At 67.8% G+C, this 21,769-nt stretch carries 17 protein-coding genes; 6 read left to right on the top strand and 11 right to left on the bottom strand.

Features of this window, described 5'->3' with window-relative positions; all coding sequences use genetic code 11:
• A partial coding sequence (locus tag TFC3_RS37780; protein ID WP_067496234.1) for a hypothetical protein occupies positions 1-893 on the bottom strand: 893 nt, incomplete at its 3' end.
• Complete coding sequence (locus TFC3_RS05000; protein WP_067496232.1) at positions 890-1,219, bottom strand: PadR family transcriptional regulator; 330 nt, start codon at positions 1,217-1,219, stop codon at positions 890-892. The genes TFC3_RS05000 and TFC3_RS37780, both read right to left, overlap by 4 nt.
• A 321-nt stretch (positions 1,220-1,540) precedes the next feature.
• On the opposite strand from TFC3_RS05000, the gene TFC3_RS04995 reads away from it, so the two are divergent.
• Positions 1,541-2,056: a hypothetical protein gene (locus TFC3_RS04995; RefSeq protein ID WP_067496229.1), complete on the top strand. Its 516-nt coding sequence runs from the start codon at positions 1,541-1,543 to the stop codon at positions 2,054-2,056.
• Here TFC3_RS04995 and TFC3_RS04990 read toward each other — a convergent pair.
• The 5 genes from TFC3_RS04990 to eno form a co-directional block, all read right to left on the bottom strand.
• Positions 2,053-2,958 (bottom strand): Ppx/GppA phosphatase family protein, encoded by a 906-nt coding sequence (locus tag TFC3_RS04990; RefSeq protein ID WP_067496226.1) that lies wholly within the window; start codon positions 2,956-2,958, stop codon positions 2,053-2,055. The two genes, TFC3_RS04995 and TFC3_RS04990, sit on opposite strands and share 4 nt — an antisense overlap.
• A gap of 155 nt (positions 2,959-3,113) precedes the next feature.
• A complete protein-coding gene (locus TFC3_RS04985; protein WP_067496223.1) occupies positions 3,114-3,614 on the bottom strand; it encodes an amino-acid N-acetyltransferase in 501 nt (166 codons plus the stop codon).
• Entirely contained in the window at positions 3,615-4,118 is a 504-nt protein-coding gene (locus TFC3_RS04980; protein ID WP_067496221.1) for a DUF501 domain-containing protein, read from the bottom strand.
• Positions 4,119-4,748, bottom strand: coding sequence for a septum formation initiator family protein (locus tag TFC3_RS04975; protein WP_067496219.1), 630 nt, complete (start codon positions 4,746-4,748; stop codon positions 4,119-4,121).
• Positions 4,749-4,858: 110 nt separating this feature from the next.
• The gene (gene eno / locus TFC3_RS04970) at positions 4,859-6,142 is read right to left on the bottom strand and encodes a phosphopyruvate hydratase (RefSeq protein ID WP_067496215.1); all 1,284 of its coding nucleotides are present in this window, start codon (positions 6,140-6,142) and stop codon (positions 4,859-4,861) included.
• Between the two features lie 211 nt (positions 6,143-6,353).
• Here eno and TFC3_RS04965 point away from each other — a divergent pair, with 211 nt between their 5' ends.
• Positions 6,354-6,974, top strand: a complete 621-nt coding sequence (locus tag TFC3_RS04965; RefSeq protein WP_067496212.1) for a hypothetical protein — start codon at positions 6,354-6,356, stop codon at positions 6,972-6,974.
• A gap of 64 nt (positions 6,975-7,038) precedes the next feature.
• Complete coding sequence (locus TFC3_RS04960; protein WP_067496210.1) at positions 7,039-7,746, top strand: hypothetical protein; 708 nt, start codon at positions 7,039-7,041, stop codon at positions 7,744-7,746.
• Here the strand turns inward: TFC3_RS04960 and TFC3_RS04955 are convergent.
• The 4 genes from TFC3_RS04955 to mfd are packed head-to-tail and all read right to left on the bottom strand — an operon-like array spanning position 7,728 to position 14,862.
• Positions 7,728-9,344 carry a DUF885 domain-containing protein gene (locus TFC3_RS04955; protein ID WP_067496207.1) on the bottom strand — a complete coding sequence of 539 codons (1,617 nt, stop codon included), beginning with the start codon at positions 9,342-9,344 and terminating at the stop codon, positions 7,728-7,730. The genes TFC3_RS04960 and TFC3_RS04955 overlap by 19 nt on opposite strands.
• 10 nt (positions 9,345-9,354) lie before the next feature.
• Positions 9,355-10,341, bottom strand: a complete 987-nt coding sequence (locus TFC3_RS04950; RefSeq protein WP_067496203.1) for a MazG family protein — start codon at positions 10,339-10,341, stop codon at positions 9,355-9,357.
• Positions 10,341-11,129, bottom strand: coding sequence for a SurA N-terminal domain-containing protein (locus tag TFC3_RS04945; RefSeq protein ID WP_161952534.1), 789 nt, complete (start codon positions 11,127-11,129; stop codon positions 10,341-10,343). The genes TFC3_RS04950 and TFC3_RS04945 overlap by 1 nt, the downstream gene beginning before the upstream one ends.
• A gap of 13 nt (positions 11,130-11,142) precedes the next feature.
• Positions 11,143-14,862, bottom strand: a complete 3,720-nt coding sequence (gene mfd / locus TFC3_RS04940) for a transcription-repair coupling factor (RefSeq protein ID WP_067496197.1) — start codon at positions 14,860-14,862, stop codon at positions 11,143-11,145.
• A gap of 186 nt (positions 14,863-15,048) precedes the next feature.
• Between mfd and TFC3_RS04935 the strand changes: the two genes are divergently transcribed.
• From TFC3_RS04935 to TFC3_RS04925, 3 genes are all read left to right on the top strand, one after another.
• Positions 15,049-17,088, top strand: a complete 2,040-nt coding sequence (locus tag TFC3_RS04935) for a hydrogenase maturation protein (RefSeq protein WP_236717989.1) — start codon at positions 15,049-15,051, stop codon at positions 17,086-17,088.
• Positions 17,089-17,420: 332 nt separating this feature from the next.
• Positions 17,421-19,427: a glycosyltransferase family 2 protein gene (locus tag TFC3_RS04930; protein ID WP_236717988.1), complete on the top strand. Its 2,007-nt coding sequence runs from the start codon at positions 17,421-17,423 to the stop codon at positions 19,425-19,427.
• Positions 19,424-21,376, top strand: coding sequence for a galactose oxidase early set domain-containing protein (locus TFC3_RS04925; RefSeq protein WP_067496194.1), 1,953 nt, complete (start codon positions 19,424-19,426; stop codon positions 21,374-21,376). The genes TFC3_RS04930 and TFC3_RS04925 overlap by 4 nt, the downstream gene beginning before the upstream one ends.
• Positions 21,377-21,769: the final 393 nt, after the last annotated feature.

Genomic DNA, 21,769 nt, shown 5'->3' with positions numbered 1-21,769 from the left:
GCGCTGGGGGTGGGCGAGGCTTCTGCGCCGGGTAGGCGGAAGGGGGCGCGGCTTGGGCAAAACGGGTAGACGCCCGGCGTGGCGTCGATGGAGAAGCCCTGCTGGTCGTCGTAACAGGAGGCGTTGCCCAGGTGGATCGGCTGGCCGTTCTGGTCGAGCAGACGGGCGTTGGTCACCAGGCGGCCCTGCTCGTCGTACACGAAAACGTCCTCGACACCGCTGTAGGGGTTGTCGTAGCTCGTTATGTTCGAATAGTACGAATTGCGGGTCTCGCTGTCGGCACTGAAGAAGCCGTTGAGCCCGACAAGCACCAGGATGGCGGTGGCCGCGTAGAAACTGAAGCGCGGCCATTGAGTCAGGGCGAACGACCGCCGGCCGAACCACACCGAGGCGACCACCCCGGCTGCGATCAGGACCCAAGCCATGGCGTCGCTGCCACCGATGCGCGGGAGCAGGCCGATTGACTGACCGCCGTTGTCGAGGAGCGCTGCGACCACCATCGCCAGCAGGTAACCGCGAACGACCCACCAGGCCGGGCGCAGCAGGCGGCCGAAGTCGCTGAGCCGCTCGTACCCCAGAATGCGTCCGGCTTTGAGGTCTGCCTCGTGCAGGTGAGGGGTGATTCGTTCGCGCAGTTCCAGCAGCGGGTTGACGCTCGAAGGCGGGTCGGGGAAACCACCGACATAGGGTGCAGTCCCCCGCAACTCGGATGCATAGGCGTCGGGGCTGCCCACGCGTTCGATGAGAGAACCTTCGCCGTCGGCCATGACTTCGCTCAGGTGCTCGGCTAGGTCCTCGAGCAACTCGTCGCGCTGAGCCTCGGGCAGGTCACCGAGCGCTGCGCGGACCGCAAAAACGTACGCGGTGATCTCGTCCTGGACCGTGGTGTTCACGCCGTCCCCCGCTCGCGAAGCAAATCGTCCATCGTGGATGCAAAGCCTTGCCATACCTTGCCCGACCGCTGCAACTCGGCCCGGCCGGCGGCGTTGAGCGCGTAGTACTTGCGGTGCGGTCCCTCATCGCTGGGCACGACGTAGGTCGTCAGCAGGCCGCCGTTGAACAGCCGGCGAAGTGTGCCATAAACGCTGGCATCGCCGACTTCCTCGAGGCCCCCGGCGCGCAGCCGGCGCAGGATGTCGTAGCCGTAACCGTCCTCCTCGCGAAGAACGGCCAGAACCGCGAGATCCAACACCCCCTTGAGTAGCTGCGTCGTATCCACGCGATGCACACTACTGTGCGATGCGAAGTAGTGTCAAAGAAGGCGTGGAATTTGCTGAACGATTGGGTCGAGGGGGGTGGCTCGCGTTTGGCAGGCTTCAAGCGGAGGCGCAAGCGTGCGGCGGGTCGCCGTGGGCGCGGCGTCCCCATGCGATGGACGCGGCGACTCGCCAGTATTCGCAGGGCCGATGCAGTAGGCGCAGGGCCGACATAACGGGTCTGGTGCCCAAATTAGTAGGCGCGGTGCCCATGCGAAGGGCGCAGTGACCCGGCAGGTGAGTACGGGGCGCAGTGGGCGCTGTCGTAGTCAGGCGGGAGAGCAGTGGACGAGATTGCGGCGCTGCCGGGGCAGGCTTGGGTTCTTGCCGGGCTGCTTCTGGTTCTTTGGGTGTTTTTGTGGTTCCAGGAGAGCCGGCCGATGCGGCTGTGGTGTGCGTTTCTTGCCCCGCCGGCTTCTTTCCTCTTCACCGTGTTTGCGGTTTGGCAGGCATTGGGCGAAGCGGACGCCGGGGATAAGTCGGTAACTCGTTTTCTGGCGCGCGCCGACAGTGCCATGGCTACGACAGCCGCTTTGAACGGCATGGGTGCGCTGGCCGCCTCGGTGCCGCTCCTGGTGATCACTTGCATTGTTGAGTTTGTGTTGCTGGTGCGGCGGCAGAACCGGGGCCTGACCGATCGGGATCTTCGGGAGAGCCGGCAGGTCTGGGATGAGCCCTGGCGCACTCAGGAAGCGGCGTGGACCTACGAGCAGGACGAGAACGATCAGCCTGAAGAGCAAATGGGAGCGCTACGACAGGCCGTAAACGATGCCGTCCAGAATGACGTGGTCGGGCGCTAAGACAGGCCGTAGGCGATGCCGTCAAGGATGTCGTGTTCGCTGGCCACTACCGCGTTCTTTCCGGCGCGTTCCATGATGATGCGCAGGATGAGCGCGCCGGCGCCGATGACGTCGGCTCGGCCGGGGTGCATGACCGGCAGGTCGCGGCGGTCGGCCACCGTGGCGCCCAGCAGTTCGGCGGTCACCTTGGCTACGTCGTCGTACGCGATCGTGGCGTGATGGATGCGCTTGGCCTCGTACGAGGGAAGCCGGAGAGCCAGGGCCGCCACGGTCGTGACCGAACCGGCAAGGCCGACCAGCGTGGCGGTGCCCCGGCCCGAGACCGTACGCAACGCGGTGTCGACGGCCTTCTTGATGTCCGCTTCCGCGGCCGCGACCTCGGCCGGAGTGGGCGGGTCGCTGTGCAGGTGGCGTTCGGTGAGGCGGACACAGCCGATGTCCATCGAGATGGCGTGGCGCACCTGCGCATCGCCGACGACGAACTCCGTTGAGCCGCCGCCGATGTCCACCACCAGGTAGGGCGCTTCGGCGGTGAGGCCGGCTACGGCACCGGTGAAGGACAGCCTGGCTTCCTCGTCGCCGGTGATGACCTCGGGGTCGGTGCCGAGCACCTGGCGAACCATGTCCCGGAATTCCTCGGCGTTGGAGGCGTCGCGGGAGGCTGAAGTGGCGCACATGCGGACGCGTTCGACGCCGAGTTCGGCGATTTCTGCTGCGTAGCCGAGGAGCGCTTGGCGGGTGCGGGCGATGGCTTCGGGGGCTAGGCGTCCGGTGCGGTCCACGCCTTCGCCGAGCCGGACGATTTCCATTCGTCGGGAAATATCCGATAAAGCCGTACCGCTCACGTCGGCGATCAGTAGGCGGATGGAGTTGGTTCCGCAGTCGATGGCGGCGACGCGCAAGGGAGGCTCCTCGAGGTGCGGCAGGACGGAGGCGCCACGAAGGATGGCGCAGCAACAAAGACAACAGGTGCAGCGACAAAGACAACAGGCGCATCAACGGCACGGGCGAAGCGGCGAAGACAACAGGTGCAGCGGCGACAGCGACTGGTGAACGGTCAGAGGTGCAGCAACATGCGCTTGTTGCCGAGGGTATTCGGCTTTACCCGTTCGAGGTCGAGGAACTCGGCTACACCTTCGTCGTATGAGCGCAACAGCTGCTCGTATACAGAGTGCGGGACCGGGGCGCCATCGATCTCGGTGAAGCCGAAGGAGCCGAAGAAGCGGGTTTCAAAGGTCAGGCAGAACACGCGGGCCACGCCGATCTCGCGGGCAACGTCCAGCAATGCCGACACGATTTTGTGTCCGATTTTCTGGCCTCGGCAGGCTGGGGCGACGGCGACCGTACGGATCTCGGCCAGGTCTTCCCACATCACGTGCAGCGCGCCGCAGCCCAGCACCTGGTCGCTCGCCGGGTCGACGGCGACCCAGAATTCTTGGACGCTTTCGTAAAGGGTGACCGTCGCCTTGCTCAGCAGCCGCCGGTCCCCGGTATAGGCGTCAACGAGCGCGCGGATCGCCTTCACATCCGACGTGCGCGCCCGGCGGATTTCAACCACTTACGTTCCTTCCGGCGAAACGCAAGGTCCCTCGGACCACCACGGCTCGATTGCCGCGCGGACCTCGTCACCGAAAGGGTTTACCCCGGATCCCGCGGCTAGTGCGTGACCGAGCTGGACATGCAGGCATTTCACCCGGTCGGGCATGCCTCCGGCCGAGATCTTGGCAATTTCCGGTACGTCCCCAAGTGCTTCGCGCCGAGCCAGGTAATCCTCGTGCGCGGCCTGGTAGCGCTGGGCCAGTTCCGGGTCGGTCGACAGGCGTTCCTGCATGTCGCGCATGACCCCGGCCGATTCCAGCCGGCTGCACGCCGCGGTAGCACGGGGGCAGGTCAGGTAGTACGTGGTGGGGAACGGGGTGCCATCGATGAGGCGGGGCTCGGTCTCCACCACGTCCGGGTTGCCGCAGGGGCACCGGTGCGCGATGGCGTGGGTGCCGCGGGGGCGGCGGCCGAGTTGCTCGGCGACGATGTCAAGATCGGATTTCGTTGGAGGGGTCGTCATCTACTTCCGGGATTCTGCATTGGCTGCTGCGACACTTCCCCACAGTGTGTCGTACCACCGGCCGGGTGGGGCGGCCGCGGTCCCCCCGCCGGCGGCGTCGCGCTGGGCGCCGGCCGGGTCGGTGTAGACCAGCAGCGGGGTTTCGCCGGGGCGGACATAGAACAGCCGGTCACGGGCCTGGATGCGGACGTATTCCGGGTCCTTCCACTTCTCGGCCTCTTCCTCCAGCCCCTTGATCGTCGCTTGTTGCGCGGCCTGCTCGGCCTGCATCTGGGCGATCTCGGACTCCTGGGCGAGATAGACCCGGACCGGATACGTATAGGCCAGGGCCAGCGCCACGAGCACGACGATCAGCACTGTCGCGCGGCCGGTGAAGGCCTTGGGCCGGGTCGCCACCGTGCGCTTGGTGGCACCGGCCGCAGCAGCCCGGCGCGCGGCAGCGGGGCGGCTGCTGGAGCGGTTGATGCTGCCGGTGGTGCGGGCGGTGGGGGTGCGGCGCGGCTCGATGCGGGTCGCCGCGGTGTCACGGGTGCGGGTGGGCCGGGCGCCATTGCGAACGCCCGGGCGTCCCGCGTAACCGGTGGGTCGGCGCGATGGCCCCTGCCCACTCGGGCTGCGGCGCTGCGTCATCCCTGCCCTCCCCCGGCACTCGCCCAAAGACCATGGAGTTGCGGCACCTGTCCCTGGACACTATGCCCACGGAACGGGGGGCCACAACTCCATGATCTCGTGACTGAGCGTTACGCGGTGCGGTAACGCGGGAACGCACCCGCACCGGCGTACCGGGCCGCCTCGCCGAGCTCCTCCTCGATGCGCAGGAGCTGGTTGTACTTCGCGACGCGGTCCGAGCGGGCCGGGGCGCCGGTCTTGATCTGCCCGCTGCCCACGGCGACGGCCAGGTCGGCGATGGTGACGTCCTCGGTCTCGCCCGAGCGGTGGCTCATCATGGTCTTGAAGCCGGCCCGGTGGGCCAGGTCGACCGCGTCGAGCGTCTCGGTCAGCGAACCGATCTGGTTGACCTTGACGAGGACCGCGTTGGCGGCACTCTCGGCGATGCCCCGGCCGATGCGAGTGGGGTTCGTCACGAACAGGTCGTCGCCGACGATCTGCACCTTGCTGCCGAGCTGAGCGGTCAGCGCGGACCAGCCCGCCCAGTCCTCCTCGGCCAGCGGGTCCTCGATCGAGACGATCGGGTACGTCTCGGCGAGCTTGGCGTAGTAGTTGATCATTTCTTCGGTCGACTTCGGCGAGCCCTCGAAGACGTACGCGCCGTCCTTGTAGAACTCGGTCGCGGCGACGTCCATGGCCAGCACGATGTCGGTGCCCAGGGTGAAGCCGGCGGCCTGCACGGCCTCGCCGATCAGGTCCAGCGCGGCGGCGTTGGTCGGCAGGCTGGGCGCGAAGCCACCCTCGTCGCCGAGGCCGGTGGACAGGCCCTTCTTCTTCAGCACCGACTTGAGCGCGTGGTAGACCTCCGCGCCGGTGCGCAGCGCCTCGCGGAACGAAGCCGCGCCGATCGGCGCGATCATGAATTCCTGGACGTCGACGTTCGAGTCGGCGTGCGCGCCACCGTTGAGAATGTTCATCATCGGCACGGGCAGCAGGTGCGCGTTGGGGCCGCCGACGTAGCGGAACAGCGGCAGCTCGGCGCTCTGCGCAGCGGCCTTGGCCACGGCGAGCGAGACGCCGAGGATGGCATTGGCGCCCAGCTCGGACTTGTCGGCGGAGCCGTCCAGGTCGAGCATCTTCTCGTCGATCAGGCGCTGCTCGCTCGCCTCATAGCCGATCAGCTCATCGGCGATCTTGTCCTCGACGTTGCTGACCGCCTTCTCGACACCCTTGCCGAGGTAGCGGCCCTTGTCACCGTCGCGCAGCTCGATTGCCTCGAACGCGCCGGTGGAGGCGCCGGACGGGACCGCTGCGCGGCCGATCGTGCCGTCGTCGAGGCCGACCTCGACCTCGACGGTGGGGTTGCCCCGCGAGTCCAGGATCTCCCGGGCGACGATCGCTTCAATGGTGGCCATCTGTCGTGTCGCTCCTCTAGGTAGAACTGTTGAAATTCCCTCGGACCGCGACCCTGCGGCCGACCACGCTCATTCGCACTGAGCGTATCTACCCTCGGATCCGGGCCATGCGGCGGCTCATGAACCCTTGGGTACGAGTTCCGGGCTTGCGCTGTTCTTGAGGCTTGCACCGCTCATGGCATCAACCGCAATGCCGATGTGCCCGGTTGCTATGACTACTCTCGCGCATCACCTCCCCGATGCCGGCTCGTACGTCGAGATGACCGCCTCCGACGAGCTGGCCGCCCGCGTCCGCGTGGTTCACGCCGAAGGCGCGGGCCTGACCCTTTCCACGCCGCTGGCGGCCGTCCCCCGGGTGGGTGCGTCTGTCACGCTGCGCTGGTCGGCTGCCCCCCGCGGCCGGTACGTCCTGCCGTGCTCGGTCATCGAGGTCGAGGAGAACCGGGTCGAGGTGCGCCCGGCCGCCGAAGCGCAGGTCGAACAGCAGCGTCACTACGTGCGCGGCGGTGGCGGCGAGCAGATCATCCTGCGCCGGCCCGGCTGGACGGATGCGCACGGCTGGATCCGCGACATCAGCGAGCACAGTGCCCGAGCCCATTTCGAGGGTACGAACGTAGTCGCCGGCGAGGGCTTGCAGCTCTGGATCCAGCTCGGCAGCGAGATTGTCGACTTGTCGGCCACCGCCTCGCGGGTCGCCATGCTGCCCCAGCAGGTGCCGCCGGGTCCGATGTCGGTGGAAATTGTCGCAGTGTTCGACTCCGACGAGGCTCAGGCCCGCGTTATCCGCCGCTATGTGATGCGCCAGCAGCTATTGAGCCGAACCCGCGCCTGATTGCGGACAGCTACCTGTCGAATACCGGTTTGCGCGGGTTGCAGGCATCGGCAAAGGTGGGCTCGTGCCCTCCTCCCGCCTCCGCTTGACCGCAGCCGTGCTGCTGGTGCTGACCGCCCTGCCGGGCTGCTCGGATCTGGACGAAGCGGCCGCCGCCGGGGTCAGCCCCAACGATCTGGTCGCCGACCTGGCGGCCCAGCTTGCGGGGGCATCGGAGCTCACCTACGAGGCGACCTACCAGCTCAGCGGCGGCGCCACGGGCACAATCGCCCAGGTACGCCAGCCGGCCGGCACGGCGTACATCTATCCCCAGGGCAAGCTGCTGGTCACCGGCGAGGCCACCACCTCCTGCGTAACCACCACCAAGCCCGCCACCTGCACTTTGACCGCGCCTGCCACCCCGACCAGCCCCACCCCGGCCGCGATGTACCGCGACGCCAGCGCCTCCGGGCTGGTCGCCCCCGCGGTCGTGCTGACGCTGCTGAACCGCGCGGTGCTGGACCCGGAGGTCGACGTCAAGCAGCGGGACACGACCATTGCGGGCCGGCACGCCACCTGCGTGACGCTCGGCGGGCTCGACGGTGCCGACACCAGCGACTTCGATACCTGCATCACCAACGAGGGAGTGCTGGGCAGCTTCAGCGGCCTGATCAACGGCACCCGCACCGACCTGGCGATGACGCACTACGCCGACCGGGTCAAGCCGGCCACGTTCATGGTCCCCGTGACGGCGAAGATCGACGACCGGCGCGCTCAGACGCCCAGCAGGTAACGCAGGTGCCGCGGCGGCGGTGAGCCGTGGGCGAGCATCGCGTCGTGCCAGGCCTTGGGGGTCGCTCCGAACGGACGGGCCGCGGCGATTCCGGCCATCTCGGTGTAGCCCACGAAGTACGTCGACAGCTGCGTCGAGGTAAGCAACGCCCGCTGCCACTTGCCGGTTGCCTCGCCCTCCTCCTGGAAGCCGAGGCCGGTCATCATCGCCATGGCTTCGGGCTCGCTCAGGTTGTCGCAGTGCACGAGCTGGTCGAGCACCGCGTTGAGGCTCATCCGAAGCTGCATCTTGAGCTGCTGCAGCCGCACCGGCAGCCCGCCGAAGCCCAAGCCGGCCATGAGCTCCTCGGCGTAGACCGCCCAGCCCTCGACGAAAGGACCGGAATAGCCGAGCGAGCGCACCCGGGTCGCCGAGCGGAAACGCCGGGCGTGGGCGAGCTGCAGGAAATGACCGGGCATCGCCTCGTGCACGGTCAGGTTGCGCAGCATGTGGTTGTTGTATTCGCGGTAGAACGAGGCCACCCGCTCGGCCGGCCAGTCCGCCGGTGCCGGGGCGATGCAGTAGAACGTGGGCAACGACGCGGTCTCCAGCGGGCCGGGCGGGTCGCAGTAGGCCACCGCCACGCCGCGGGCGAACTCCGGCATCTCCTCGATGACGCACGGGTCGTCGATCAGCGTCATCAGGGCGTGCTCGCGGACGAACTCGGTCGCCTCGCCCATGGTGAGCTTGGCCAGGTCGACGATGGTGGCGTCGTCGGGGTGCTCGGCGGCCAGCCGGCCCAGCGCCTGGCGCACGGTGTCGTCGGTTTCCGGGCCGCCGGTCAGCTCGGCGGCGGCTTCCCGCAGCTGTGCGCCCACGTCGACCAGGTTGCGGCGGGCCCGGGCGAGGATCTCGGCGGCGGGCAGCTCGGTGTCGAGGGTGTGCCACAGCCGCGCCTCCCACAGCGGGCGCCCCAGGCGGGGGTCGCGGCCGGGATCGCCGCTGTCCAGGCGCGCCTGCAGCCAGCGGTCGAAATCGCCGAGCGCGACCAGGGCGGCCTGCATCGCCGGCTCGACGGCCGGGCGCAACCCGGGAACCTCGGCGAGCAGGCTGGGGAGCTGGTTGCGGATCAGCGAGGCAGCGCCGGCGAACTGGCCGCGGGCCACCTCGGCGTGCAGCCGGGGAACGTCGTGCAGCGCCGCCCGGGCGGTGGCGAGCGCGTCGGGGATCGCGGCGAGACGGCCGGCCAGGCTGGTCAGCCGCTCCTCCGCTGGGGCAAACGGGCGGGCGATCAGCGCGTGCAGCAGCGGGCCGGGGTTGTGCTCCAGCGGGTTCCACTCGTGCTCGCGCACGTCGGTCAGCTCGAAGATGCCGCGCTCGATGACGGCCGACAGGATCGCGTGGTCGACCTGGTCCTGCTGGTCGAACAGGTCGGGGTCGATGCCGGACAGCGCGTCGGCGGCGTCACGCAGCATGGTGACCCGCTCGGTCACCGCGCCGGGCGACAGGTCGGGCAGCCGGTCATCGTAGCGATGATCGCCGGCGATGGACGCGAGCGCGGGGTCGGCTTCGAGGATGGCGTCGACGATGCGCTCGGCGAGCGGGACGAACTCCGGCATGGACCGGAATCTACTCGGCAGGTGCGACATTCTCCCGGGCAGCGGGTCCGGCTTCGGCCGATCGGATGGCTTCGGCGTACGTCAACGTGGCCTGCCGGAGCAGCGCCTCGGCATCCAGCCCGTCGCGGCGGGCCTGCGCCACCATGCGCAACAGCACAGCCCCCAAGCCGGAATTGTCGGGCAGCGCGACGTCCAGCCCGGCTCGCTCGGCCCGGTGCAGGATCTTGGCGGCCAGCGACAGCGCGGGCTGGCTCAGCGCGATGCCCTCCAGCACCGAGACCCGCGCCTTCTCTTCCTTCTTGATGCGTTCCCAGTTGTCGACAATGTCCTCGATGCTGTCAACGTTCTCCCCGGCGAACACGTGCGGGTTGCGCCGGACCATCTTGTCCACCAGCCCGCCGGCCACGTCGTCGACGTTCCAGCGTTCATCCTCGGGAAGCTCCTCGGCGAGCCGGGCGTGCAGGACGACCTGCAGCAGCACGTCACCGAGCTCCTCGCGCAGCGCGTCAAGGTCGTGGCCGGCGATGGCGTCGTACGCCTCGTAGCTCTCTTCGAGCAGGTATTGGGCGAGCGACTCGTGGGTCTGCTGGCGCTTCCAGGGGTCGCCGCCGGGTGATGCCAGCCGGTCCATCACGGCGACCGCGTCGAGCAGGCGGGCACCGGGCGGGTCCCAGGAGCCGTAGCAGAGTTCGAGTTCGGCCAGCGCGGGCTCGCGGGCCAGCCGCAGGCCGAGGCGCCGGGCGAAGTCCTCGTCACCGGACGCCCCAGCGAGCCAGACCACGCTGAGATGCTCGGCCAGCGCCTGCACCAGCCGTTCGGGGTCCGGCTCGATGATCGTCACGGGCACCCCGGAGGAGCGCAGCGCCGCCGACTGGTCGCTGGCGGCGGCGGCGAAAACGGGCCCTGACCGTACGAGATCCCAAGCAGTCGCCGTGAGCAACCCAGCAGGAAGCCGGGGCGAAGTGACCAGCAGAACGATCCGCCCGGGTTCGGTCATCAGGCGAGGCTGGTCACGGCGGAGACGTCAGTGACATACGGGGCCTCGTCGGCGTCACCGGCGAAAGTGAACACCACGAGCGGCACGTCCTTGCCATCGGCGGCCTGCGCGGACAACAGCGTGACCTGCTGGTTGCCGTAGCGCGGGTTGAGTTTGACCTTGTCGTCGGCCGTGATCGTCTTCATCTCGTTGCGCAGCCCGACGTAGGTCTCCAGCAGCGTTTTGTTCTCCGCCGAGAGCTGCGACGAGAAGTCCTGGAACGAGGTGCCCGGGTCGGCCGCACCGCCGGCCAGCAGGCGCTGGTAGACGTCGCGCAGGTCGTCCTCAGTCAGCGCCGCGGGAACAACCTTGCCCTGCAGCGCCGCTCGCAACTGGTACGTCTCGGTGTAGAGCTTGGTGTACTCCCAGGTGGCCGAGTAGTTACGCGCCTGCGCGACCTGGTCGACAGTGGGCTCGGCGGCGGCCTTGATGCCGTGCGACTGCGCGGACTTGCGCAGCACATCGAGGCTGAGCAGCGTGTTCAGCACGTCCTGCTGCTTGATCGGCATGCTCAGCGGGGCCACCGCACCCGGCGAGGCACCGTTCGCCTCCCCCTGCTGCTGCGCCTGCTGACGGGCGGTCGTCAGCTCGTCGCGGACCTGGTCGTAGATCTGCTCGACCCGGTCCTGGGTGATGGTCTCGCCGCCGACGTAGGCAGCCACGTCCGGGGACTGCTGACAGGCGGAGAGCCCGGTGGCGGCGAAGATGGCAACGACAGCGGTGGATGCAAGTCGGCGTGCACGCGGCATGGTCAAGACTCTCTCACGCTCCGGCTGTGACCGACGACACCGGGGCCGGGATGTCGCCGAGCACATCCTTGAGCAACTGGGTGCACCACTGCAGCAGGGCCAGGTCGCGCAGCGGTTCGCCGCCGACCCGCCGGGTGCTCGGCCTGGGCACGCTGACCTGGTCGTTCGCCGCCTTGTAGACCGAATCGGGGTGGTAGCGCTTGAGCCGCATCTGCTTGGAGTCCGGCAACGGCAGCGGCGAGAACCGCAGGTGTTTGCCCTGCACCGAGACGTCGGTCAGCCCGTAGGCGCGTGCCACCAGGCGGAACCGGGCGACCGCGATCAGGTTGGCGACCGTTTCGGGCGGTTCGCCGTAGCGGTCGGTCATTTCGGCGACCACCTCGTCGAGGCGCGCGTTGTCACGGGCTTCGGCCAGCTTGCGGTACATCTCCAGACGCAGGCGTTCCACCGAGATGTACTCGGTCGGCAGGTGCGCATCGATCGGCAGGTCGACCTTGACCTCCGGCTCTTCCTCGGGCCGCTCACCCTTGAAGGCACTGACCGCTTCGCCGACCATTCGGACGTACAGGTCGAAACCGACGCCCTCGATGTGCCCGGACTGCTCGCCGCCGAGCAGGTTGCCGGCGCCGCGGATCTCAAGGTCCTTCATCGCCACGTACATGCCGGCGCCGAGCTCGGTGTGCTGGGCGATGGTGGCGAGCCGCTCGTGGGCCTGCTCGGTGAGCGGCTTCTCGCGGGGATAGAGGAAGTAGGCGTACGCCCGCTCGCGACCACGCCCGACACGTCCGCGGATCTGGTGCAATTGCGACAGACCGAGCAGGTCGGCGCGCTCGACGATCAGCGTGTTCGCGTTCGGGATGTCGATGCCGGATTCGACGATGGTCGTGCTGACCAGAACGTCGTACTCCTTCTCCCAGAACCCGACCATGACCTTTTCGAGCTGCTCCTCGCTCATCTGGCCGTGCGCGACCGCAACGCGTGCCTCGGGAACCAGTTCGCGCAGCGTGCGCGCCGCCTTGTCGATCGATTCGACCCGGTTGTGCAGGAAGAAGACCTGGCCGTCGCGCAACAGCTCGCGATGAATGGCGGCGGCGACCTGTTTGTTGTCATAGGCCCCCACGTACGTCAGCACGGGGTGGCGTTCCTCCGGAGGCGTGGCGATTGTCGACATCTCCCGGATGCCGGTGATCGCCATTTCCAAGGTGCGCGGAATCGGTGTCGCGGACATGGTCAGCACGTCCACCGACGCCCGCAATGCCTTGAGCTGTTCCTTGTGCTCGACGCCGAAACGCTGTTCCTCGTCCACGATGATCAGGCCGAGGTTCTTGAAATGCGTGGACTTCGACAGCAAGCGGTGCGTCCCGATGACGATGTCCGCGGTCCCGTTGGCGGCTTCCTCCAGCGTCAGCGCGGCTTCCTTCGGCGTTTGGAAACGCGAGAGCTGCTTTATCCGTACGGGAAACTGGCCCATTCTCTCGGCAAAGGTGTTGTAGTGCTGCTGGGCCAGCAGAGTCGTCGGTACCAGAATGGCGACCTGCTTGCCGTCCTGCACCGCCTTGAACGCCGCCCGTACCGCGATCTCGGTCTTGCCGTAACCGACGTCGCCGCAGATCAGCCGGTCCATCGGAACGGCCAGCTCCATGTCGTGCTTGACCTCGCTGATGGCAGCCAGCTGGTCCGGCGTCTCGGTGTACGGAAAGGCGTCCTCGAGCTCGCGCTGCCAAGGGGTGTCCGAGCCGAACGCGTGCCCCTTGGAAGCCTGCCGCGCGGCATAGAGCTGGATGAGCTGCGCCGCGATCTCACGAACGGCCTTGCGAGCACGCGCCTTGCTCTTCTGCCAGTCCGAGCCGCCCATCTTGTGCAGGCTGGGCTGTTCGCCACCGACGTAGCGGGAAAGCTGGTCCAGCTGGTCGGTGGGCACGAACAAGCGGTCGCCGGGCTGGCCGCGCTTGCTCGGGGCGTACTCGATGACCAGGTATTCGCGGTCGGCGCCGTTCACCGTGCGCTGCACCAGCTCGACGTAGCGGCCGATGCCGTGCTGCTCGTGCACCACGAAGTCGCCCGTCTTGAGCTCCAGCGGGTCGATCGTGTTGCGCCGGCGGCTGGGCATCTTGCGCATGTCCTTGGTGGACGCGCCCCGGCCGCCGGTGATGTCGTTGCCGGTGATGATGGCCAGCTTGGAGCCCTCGTCCACGAAGCCGTGGTTGAGCCCGCCGCAGGTGATGAGCAGCTGACCCGGCTCGATCGCGGTTTCGATGGAGTCGACCGGGGTGACGCCCAGGCCCGCGTCGCGCAGCACCTCGGTAGCGCGCTGGGCGGTGCCGTGGCCCTCGAAGACGAGCGCGATGGCCCACCGGTCGGCCGACCATTGCTGCAGGTCACCGGCCAGCTTGGCGGTGTCGCCGTGGTACAGCGGGACGGGCTGGGCCTTGAGCGCCACGGCGTCCCCGACGTCCGGGCTCACCTCGGTGGCCGGCGTATCCAGCCACGGCGTGCCGGAATTGTCGGGCGTCTCGTCCTCAACCAACCCGAACGGTGACACCGTCCACCAGGGCTGGCGCAGGGTGGCGGCATGCGCGCGGACATCGGCCAGGGTGCGGAACGCGGCGGCGCCGACGTCGATGGGGGCCTGGCCGCCGACCGCGGCTGCGGCCCAGCTGGCCTCCAGGAACTCATCGGACGTACGGGTCAAGTCATGCGCCCGAGTCCGGATCCGTTCGGGGTCACACAGCAGCACATGGGTGCCCGCGGGCATGCAGTCGATCAGCAGCTCCATGCTGTCGGTGCCCTGCAGCAGCGCCGGGGCCAGCGACTCCATGCCCTCGACGGGGATGCCCTCGGCAAGCTTGTCCAGGATCTCGGCCAGTTCGGGGTGCTCGGCTGCCAGTTCTGCGGCTTTTGCCCTCACCTGTGGGGTCAGCAGCAGTTCACGGCACGGCGGTGCCCACAATCGCTCCACCGGGTCGATGGTGCGCTGGTCGGCCACGGCGAAGGTGCGGATCTCCTCGACCTCGTCGCCCCAGAACTCCACGCGCGAGGGGTGCTCGTCGGTGGGCGGGAAGACGTCGAGGATGCCGCCGCGCACCGCGAACTCGCCGCGCTTGGTGACCAGGTCGACGCGGGCGTACGCCATGTCGGACAGGCGGTGGGCGATCTCTTCCAGCTCGGCTTCACCGCCGGCTCGCAGCTCCACGGGCTTGAGGTCGCCGAGGCCCTTGAGCTGGGGTTGCAGGAGGGAGCGGACGGGGGCTACGACCACCTGCAGGGTGTTGCCGCCGTCTTCGTGTTTGCCGCTCGTACCGACGCTTCCGCCGTTTTTGCCGGTGCTTTCGCGGCTTCTGTCGGCGCTGATGGGCAGGGCTTCTTCGGGGTGGGCGAGGTGGCGCAGGACCGCGAGGCGGCGGCCAACCGTGTCGGAGCGGGGCGACAGGCGCTCGTGCGGGAGCGTCTCCCAGGAGGGGTAGACGGCGACGCGTTCCGGCGCGATCAGGCAGCCCAGCGCAGCCGCGAGGTCGTCGGCCTCGCGGCTGGTTGCGGTCACGGCGAGCACGGGACGCCCGGCGCCGCCGGAGTCGGCCGATCCGGCGACCGCGGCCACGACGAACGGGCGCAGCGAGGCGGGGGCCGTCAGGTCCAGCGCGTCGGAGTCGGCTCCGCCCTTGCGGGCAAGGTCGCGGGCCCGGGCGAGCCCGCGGTCACGCAGGGCGGCCGGGATGAGGCCACTGAGTTGCATGAAAAAGACTCTCTGATGAGCACATCGAAAAACCCCGGCGCCCGTTGGACGAGGGGTACCAGCCCAGCTTAGTCCGCCGGGTGCCGCCCCCGGGCCGCCGGACCGCTATCGGACAGCAAGTCCGACATAGTGTGAAACGACTGGTCCAGACTGCCCGTTCGTTGGGGCTTTGTCTGGGGAGGCAATGTGCGGGTCCTTTTGCTGGTGTCGGCGTTCAACGGCCTGAGTCAGCGCGTGTGGTGCGCACTGCGGGAAGCAGGCCACGACGTCGGCGTGCAGTTGGCGACGAACCCGCGCGACATGATCGACGCCGTCCACGCGGCGGAGCCGGAACTCATTCTGTGCCCGTTCCTCAAGGACCGGGTGCCCGCGGAGATCTGGCAGCACTTCCGCACGGTGATCATCCACCCCGGCCCGGCCGGTGACCGCGGCCCGTCATCGCTGGACTGGGCGATCACCGAGGCGGCAAGCTCCTGGGGCGTCACCGCGCTGCAGGCCGTCGAGCAGATGGACGCCGGCCCGATCTGGGCCACGCGGACCTTCCCGATGCCGCTCACCGCTCCGCGCAAGTCATCGCTGTACAACGGGCCGGTCGCCGACGCGGCAATGGAGTGCGTCTTCGAGGTGCTGGCAAAGGCTGCGGACCCGGGCTTCGAGCCAACACCCGCAACCGAGATGACCATCGAGGTACGAGGCGCGCGCCCCCGCCCGGCGATGAAGCAGGCGGATCGGGCGTTCGAGTGGTCGGCCCCGACGGATCACATCGTGCGGCGAGTGCGGGCTGCGGACGGTGCTCCGGGCGTACGGACGCAGCTTGCTGATCTTGAAGTATTTGCCTATGACGCCCATCCGGGGTTGGCGCGAGGGGCGCGGCCGGGCGCACTGCTGGCTCGCCGGCAGGGGGCCGTGCTGGTGGCGACCGGGGATGGGTCGGTTTGGCTTGGGCATTTGCGGGCGGCGGATGGGGTGTTCAAGCTGCCTGCGACTTCTTTGCTGGGCTCGCGGTCGGTGGGGTCGGGCGGCTCGGGGTCGCTTGGGCCGCGGTCGGGGGGCTCGCGGTTGCGGGATGTGCCGAATTCGCCGTTGCCGGCGGGCACTGACACGGAAGGGCCCTCGTACCGGCAAATCCGTTACCGGCGGACAGGCGCGGTGGGCTGGCTGGCTTTCGATTTCTACAACGGCGCGATGTCGGCCGGGCATTGCCGGCGATTGCTGGCCGCGTTCCAGCACGCAGCCGGGCAGGACACGCGGGTGCTGGTGCTGCGTGGCGGCACTGACGTGTTCAGCAATGGCATTCACCTCAATGCCATCGAGGCAGCGACCGATTCGGCCGGCTCGGCCTGGGCCAACATCAAGGCGATAAATAACATTTGCCGCGAGCTGATCACGTGCACCCGCCAGGTCGTCATTTCCGCGTACGCCGGGAGCGCGGGAGCCGGCGGCGTGATGCTCGGCTTGGGCGCGGACATCGTGGCGGCGCGGGACGGCATCGTGCTGAACCCGTACTACGACATGGGTTTGTACGGCTCGGAGCTGCACACCTTCACACTCCCCCGGCGCGTCGGCGCAACCACCGCCCAGCGCCTGATCGACGACAAACTGCCAGTGAGCGCGCAACAGGCCCGCTCACTGGGTCTCGTCGACGAAGTCGGGCCGCGCCACCCAGAGGCGTTCGCGGAATGGCTCACGGCCCTGGCGATGCGACACGCCGATGCACGCGACGCGCGGCACCTGCAGACCGCGAAGGCGCGGCGGCTGGCGGGTGAGCGGGTGCCCCTGGACGTTTATGAAATCCGCGAGCTGGCCGAGATGAGCAGCGACATGTACGGGGATCGGTCCGGCTTTGCTGCTGCTCGGCGGGCCTTTGTTACCAAGGCTCGGGCGGTGGGGACGCCGGCTCAGTTGCGGATCGCTGATCGCCCGGTCGGCGATCGTTCGGCCGCTGGCCGTCCGGTTGGTGACAGCCCGGTTGGTGATCGTTCGGCCGCCGACCGTCTGGTCGCTCCTCACTCGGCTGCTGAACGTCCGGCTGCCGATACTCCGGCTGCCGATCGTCTGCGGGATGGGGATTCTGCTCGGGCTACGCCTTACGTGGCTGGCTTTGCCGACGCGGGTGATCTTGACCGAACTCTGCCCGGGGTGGCTGTTCAGCCTGCTGCCTTCTCGGAGGTTGCGGAGCTTTCGGAGGTTCCAGCTGTGCGTCCGGCGGTGCCAATTTCCGCTTGAAGAGCCCGACTTATCCGACCCGCTGGATCTATTTGCGCTGCTGATGTGTATCGCGTGGCGGGCCGGGTGTGGGGCTACGGCTTGGCGCCGCGTTCACCCCTTCGTCGGACTCCGCGAAATCGGTCAGGGCCTTCCACCTGGATACGCGGTGCCGGCCACACGGGTGAGGCCTTTGACGAGCACCCGCCGCTCACGGCTCATCCGGCGCCTCGCGTTGACCTTAGGTCGCAGCGGATCGACGGCGGTCCTGCGTCGCGCCGTTCGTTCGCCTTCGCTACCCGCTCTGCTCGCTTCTCTGGTTATTACCTCCTAGGCCCCGCCCCCAGTCCACTTTGGGCGCCTCTCACCAGCTCGCGCGTTGCCCGCCCACCTGGATCGCCATCCATTGTTCGACCCCTTTCTCGTTCATCTTTGGAGAAGAACTCATGAGTGCCGTCCGGATCCCGCCACCCGAGCCGTCGCCTCGGGACGACACCCGGGTTATTCCGGCGCCTCGCGGGCGGGTCGGTGGTGAGCCGGCGGGGGTGGATGACACCACGGTCATCCCAGCGCCGCGCACGCAGCATCACATGGAAATTTTGAGCGGGGGTAACGACCAAACCGATATTTTGCCGCTCAAGTTCAGCTATAGCGCCTACAGCGTGCTGGCTGGGCCGGCGGAGTCGCGGCCGGGGCGGCGCAGTGTGCCGTACCGGGTGACCATGAAGCGGCTTGCACGCCGGCGGCCGGTCGCGACGATGCTCATTACGTTGTTCGCCTTTGCCTTTGAGTCCACGTTCTTCGGTTGGCTGCTGTCCTCCATCGCGCTGCCGGATCCGGATTTGCACACCGTCGTGTTCGCCGCGACCGTGTTCATGATTGCCGCGACGTGTGCCATTGAATTGTTCCGGCTCGTCAACGTGGTCACGCTGTGTCTGGCGACAATCTGGGCACGCGATCCTGTCCCTGTGGTTCCCGACGCGAACCTGCGCGTGGCGTTTCTGACAACCATCGTGCCCGGCAAGGAGCCGCTGGAGATGGTGGAACGCACGCTGGCCGCGGCTACGAGAATCCGTCACCCGGGACCATACGACGTCTGGCTGCTCGACGAAGGCGACGATCCGGGCGTCAAGCGGATGTGCCGCCGGCTCGGGGTGCGGCACTACACGCGGCGGGGTTTGCCCCAATTCAATACAGATGCCGGGGCCTTCAAGGCGAAAACCAAGCACGGCAATTACAACTCCTGGGCGCATCGGCACGGGGACTCGTACGACGTCTTCGTCTCGGTTGATCCCGATCATGTGCCGCAACCAAATTTCTGTGAGCGCCTGCTCGGGTACTTCGACGACCCGGACGTGGCGTTCGTGGTCGGGCCGCAGGTGTACGGCAATTACGACAGTGTGGTCACGCGCTGGGCCGAGTCGCAGCAGTACCTGTTCCACTCGCTGTTGCAGCGCGCCGGCAACAAGCGCGGCATCGCCATGCTCGTCGGCACCAACAACGCGGTGCGGCTCTCGGCGCTGCGCAGCATCGGCGGCCTGCAGGATTCGATCACCGAGGACATGGCCACCAGCCTGGTCATGCACAGCACCAACAACCCGGCGACGGGCCGGCGCTGGCGTTCGGTGTACACGCCGGACGTGCTCGCGGTGGGCGAAGGACCGTCCAGCTGGACCGATTACTTCTCGCAGCAGCATCGCTGGTCACGTGGCACCGACGAGGTCGTGCTCCGCAAGTTCGCCAAGCTCGGCTGGAAGCTGGGGATAGGCCGGGCTTTGCATTACGCGCTGCTGATGTCGTACTACCCGCTGACCGCCCTGGCCTGGGTGCTCGGCGCCCTGGTGGCCGCCTGCTACCTCGTTCTCGGCGCCAAGGGCGTGCAAGTGCCCCAGCAAGTCTGGCTGATGCTGTACGTCGACGCCGCGCTCTTTCAGATGGGTCTGTACCTGTTCAACCGCCGGCACAACGTCAGCCCGCACGAGGAAGACGGATCGTCCGGTCTGCCGGGCATGCTGGTGTCCACTTTGTCGACTCCGCTCTATGTGTCGTCGTTCTTCGGCGCGCTATTCGGGCGCAAGGCCGGGTTCGTCGTCACGCCAAAGGGTGACTCCAGCAGTCCCGACCATGTCCTGACATTCCGGCACAGCCTCGCCTGGGCCGGTTTTTACGCGGCCCTGCTGATCGCCTCGCCGTTCCTCGGCCACGCCGATGGCGCCATGTGGCTGTGGCCGTCCCTCAACCTCGTGATCTGCCTGCTCCCGCTGCTCGTGTGGCGGGTGCAGATCACCCACGCCAAATCCGCGAAAAACCGCCGGAAGCGCGTCCTGGACCCGAAGACCATGGAGAAGACGTACGCATGAAGCCCCGCACCCGCCCCACCCTGGCCCGCAAGCTCGCGAGCAGCACGGTCGCGCTGCTGGTGCTGGGCATCGTCGCCGTAGTGAACCAGCCGATGGTCGCCGCCGCCTCGGCGGCGTACCACCAGTTCGCCATCAACCGGCAGTCCTACAAGCAGGAGTCCGGGCACTGGTCGCGCCTGCCGGTGCCGCAGGACTTCAAGGTCAACGCGATCCATGCGGCGCTGCTCAACACCGGGAAGCTGCTCATCATCGCGGGCAGCGGCAACAACCGGGACGCGTTCGAAGCGGGGACATTCCGGACCATCATCTATGACCCGGCGACGGACAAGTTCAAGGACGTGCCGACGCCGAGCGACGTGTTCTGCGCCGGGCACACGTTCCTGCCGAACGGCAACCTGCTGGTCGCCGGCGGAACCGCGGACTACGAGGTGCTGCCCGAGGACATCGAGCACGCGTACGGGGTCATGAAGGTGAAGAACGAGTCGCCGACCAGCGGTCCGCACAAGTTCGCCAAGGGCACCCGGATCGTGTCCACGTCCGGGCACGTGTACCAGACGCGCGACGACGTGACGCTCGGCAAGGCCACCACCATGCGGCATGGCGAGCTGGTGATGACGCACGCTGCCGAGGTCGAGGTCTTCGTCGACGCGGTGGAGACGGGCAATGCGCCGGTTGTCGAGCAGCCGGCGCAGTACACCGTGGAGGGCCTGACCGGGCTGGACCGGCAGAACATCTACGGCGTCTCCGACAAGATCACTCGGGAGAAGCAGGAGTACGCCGGCGACAACAAGTCCTACGAGTTCGACCCGCGAACCGAGAGCTACGTCAAGGTCGGCGACATGGTGGAGCACCGGTGGTATCCGACGCTGGCCGAACTGCCGAGTGGGGACGTACTCGCGGTCTCGGGTCTTGATCAGTTCGGTCGGATCATTCCCGGCAACAACGAGCGCTATCTCGCGGAGCAGAAGGAATGGGTGGACGCCCCAGAATTGCACCGGACTTTTCCAACTTACCCGTCCTTCCACATGCTCGCGGACGGCAACTTGTTCTACTCGGGCTCGAACGCGGGCTACGGCTCCGACACCGTTGGACGCACCCCGGGAATTTGGGATGTCCGGAAAAATACGTTCAAAGAAGTTCCAGGCTTGCGCGACCCGAAGCTCACCGAGACCAGCTCGTCGGTGCTGCTACCGCCGGCCCAGGACCAGCGCGTGATGATTTTTGGTGGCGGCGGCGTCGGCGAATCCGAAGTCTCCACGAAGCGCACCGACATCATCGACTTGTCCGAGAAGAAGCCGCGCTACCGACCCGGCCCCGACCTGCCCGAGCCCGCGCGCTACCTCAACGCGGTGGTTCTGCCCGACGACACCGTGTTCACCACGGGAGGCTCCTCCGGCTACCGGGGTGGCAAGTACGGCGACAAAACCCGCAGCGACCTGTTCAACGCGCAGATCTACCAACCGGCAAGCAACACGTTCACCACCGCCGCCGAGTCCACAGTGGGCCGAAACTACCACTCCGAAGCGATCCTGCTGCCCGACGGCCGAGTGGTCACCATGGGCAGCGATCCCTTGTACGACGAATCGGGTAAGGGACCGGGCACCTTCGAGAAGCGGATCGAGGTGTACTCCCCGCCGTACCTCTTCCAGGGTTTGCGTCCTTCCATCACCGGCGGTCCGGAGCAGGTCAAGCGCGGCACAACTGTCGATTTCACCTCTCCCGACGCGGCTCGGGTGACCAAGGCCCGGCTGGTTCGTCCCAGCGCGGTCACGCACGTGCTGGACGTCGACCAGCGTTCGGTGGCGCTGGACATAACGCCCAAGGGCGGGGACACCCTGGGCCTGTCCATCCCGAAGACCAGGGGCATCGCGCCGTCGGGCTGGTACATGCTGTTCCTGCTGGACGGCAACGGCGTACCTTCCGTGGCTCGCTGGGTCCAGGTGCTCTGACTTGGCCGCCCACGCCCAACGGGAACAACCCGCAGGCCGTCGCCGACGTCACTCGGAAGCCTCGGGTGCCTGGAATACTTTGAATGGCCGGAATGGCTTGGATAGCCGGAATGGTTTGGATGCCCGGAATGGCTCGGATGCCTTGGCTGCCGCGGATGACAGTGGGGTGGCCTGCGGTGAGACGCGATCGGGGCGGCATCGGGCGGAGGGTACGGAATTCGAGGTGTCCTGGCCGCGGGACGCCTCCTCATCGCGGATCGGCGCGGACGACACGTCTTGGGCTCTCGTTGCGGGGCGGGAGGCTTTTCGGGCGCGTCATGCGGAGGCGGAGGATGTCCCTTCGCGGCATCGGCTTGAGGGTGATGCTTCGCAGCATCAGCTTGAAGGTGCCTT

The organism is Actinoplanes sp. TFC3 (assembly GCF_001553785.1).
GTDB lineage: Bacteria > Actinomycetota > Actinomycetes > Mycobacteriales > Micromonosporaceae > Actinoplanes.
Note: the sequence above shows the minus strand (reverse complement) of the source record. Positions and strands in the feature narration are given on the sequence as shown.